Source organism: Bradyrhizobium sp. 76 (assembly GCF_023073025.1).
In the GTDB taxonomy this organism is placed as follows: Bacteria; Pseudomonadota; Alphaproteobacteria; order Rhizobiales; family Xanthobacteraceae; genus Bradyrhizobium.
This window is the reverse complement of sequence record NZ_JADPIS010000148.1, coordinates 1-1,802: the sequence shown is the minus strand read 5'-3', so window position 1 is coordinate 1,802 and position 1,802 is coordinate 1. Positions and strand designations below refer to the sequence as shown.

General features: G+C 57.7%; 3 pseudogenes. 1 reads left to right on the top strand and 2 read right to left on the bottom strand.

Features of this window, described 5'->3' with window-relative positions:
- Positions 1–341 (top strand): annotated as a pseudogene (locus IVB48_RS35495) (transposase); the annotation flags it as partial.
- 237 nt (positions 342–578) lie between these two features.
- Here the strand turns inward: IVB48_RS35495 and IVB48_RS35490 are convergent.
- Both IVB48_RS35490 and IVB48_RS35485 read right to left on the bottom strand, forming a co-directional pair.
- Positions 579–1,341 (bottom strand): annotated as a pseudogene (locus IVB48_RS35490) (IS5 family transposase).
- A 239-nt stretch (positions 1,342–1,580) separates the two neighbouring features.
- Positions 1,581–1,802 (bottom strand): annotated as a pseudogene (locus IVB48_RS35485) (IS701 family transposase); the annotation flags it as partial.

Genomic DNA, 1,802 nt, shown 5'->3' with positions numbered 1-1,802 from the left:
GGACCGCGGCTGCATGACTGGTGTTATCTCGAATTGGCCGACCTCGAGGCCGAGCAGTTCAACAGCGCAAATGATGGTTTATGGACGCGCGGTCTACTGGTCGTCGCATCGCCGATGATGACCTCGCCTTCTTCACCACCTGGTGCCCAGCGGGAACATCAATTGAAACGTTCGTCGCGGTCGAAGGCCATCGATGGGCGATCGAGGACAGCTTTGAAACCGCGAAAAACGAGTTCGGGCTGGATCACAACGAGAGCAGATCCTGGCATGGCTGGCACCGTCATGTGTCCTTGGTGATGCTCGCCTTCGCCATGATGGCCGCGATCCGACATCGCGCTAATCCGCCACCGCCCAAAAAAAACGAAACCTCGCCACCCGGCAAAAGCCAAAGCATAACCACGCCGCCGCTGATCCGTTGGTCAATCCAGGAAATCCGCCGCATTGCCATCAGACTTGCTCGAAAGCGTATTCAACCCGCACGCATCATCGCATGGTCTTTCTGGCGCAGAGCTCATCAGGCTGCCGCTCAACGCGCTCATGTCAAATCAAAAAGACAACTGTAATGCTAGGGTTCAGACTCAATTGATCCAATAAGCGACGAGAGCGGCGAGGTGGACGGCGGCCAAGAAGTTTCTGGCAAGTTTGTCGTAGCGAGTAGCAACACGCCTGAAATCCTTGAGCCGGCAGAAACAGCGCTCGATAACATTGGGCCCTTTATAGAGGCGCTTGCTGAAGCTGTGGAGGGTTACCCGGTTGGATTTGTTTGGAATGACGGGTTTCGCGCCGCGATTGACGATTTCGGCGCGAAAGCCGTCGCCATCGTAGCCTTTGTCCCCAATGAGGGAAGACATGGGCGGCGCGAGCTTCAAAAGGGCCGGCCCTGCGGCAATGTCTGCGGCTTGTCCCGGAGTGAGATGAAATGCGCAAGGTTTGCAATCAGGGTCTACTCAGCGCGTGGATTTTCGTGGTCCGCCCACCGCGCGAGCGGCCGATCGCCTGTTCATGCTCCCCCCTTTTCCGCCGCTCGCCGAGCGATGCGCCTTGATCGAGGTGGAGTCGATGGACAAAGTCACGCCGTCCTTGCCGCAGCGGGCGAGCGCTTCAAAGATCGCCTGCCAATGTCCGCGCTTGGCCCAGCGATTGAAGCGATTGTAGATCGTCGTGTAAGGACCATAATCGGGCGGGCAATCGCGCCAGCGTGCGCCGCACTGAAGCATGTGAAATGATACCGCTGATAATGCGTCGATCGTCTTCGCGCGCCGGGCCTGTCTGGTTCGTTGGCAGATGCGGCCCTATCCGAGCCCACTGCTTGTCGTTCAGCCAGAACAGTCCTTTGCGCATCGAAGTCCCCGGGCCCGAATCAACTCGGCGCCATGGAATCAGAGATCGCTAATTAGGTACAGACCCTAGCATTACAGTTTGTCTTTTTGATTTGACATGAGCGCGTTGAGCGGCAGCCTGATGAGCTCTGCGCCAGAAAGACCATGCGATGATGCGTGCGGGTTGAATACGCTTTCGAGCAAGTCTGATGGCAATGCGGCGGATTTCCTGGATTGACCAACGGATCAGCGGCGGCGTGGTTATGCTTTGGCTTTTGCCGGGTGGCGAGGTTTCGTTTTTTTGGGCGGTGGCGGATTAGCGCGATGTCGGATCGCGGCCATCATGGCGAAGGCGAGCATCACCAAGGACACATGACGGTGCCAGCCATGCCAGGATCTGCTCTCGTTGTGATCCAGCCCGAACTCGTTTTTCGCGGTTTCAAAGCTGTCCTCGATCGCCCATCGATGGCCTTCGACCGCGAC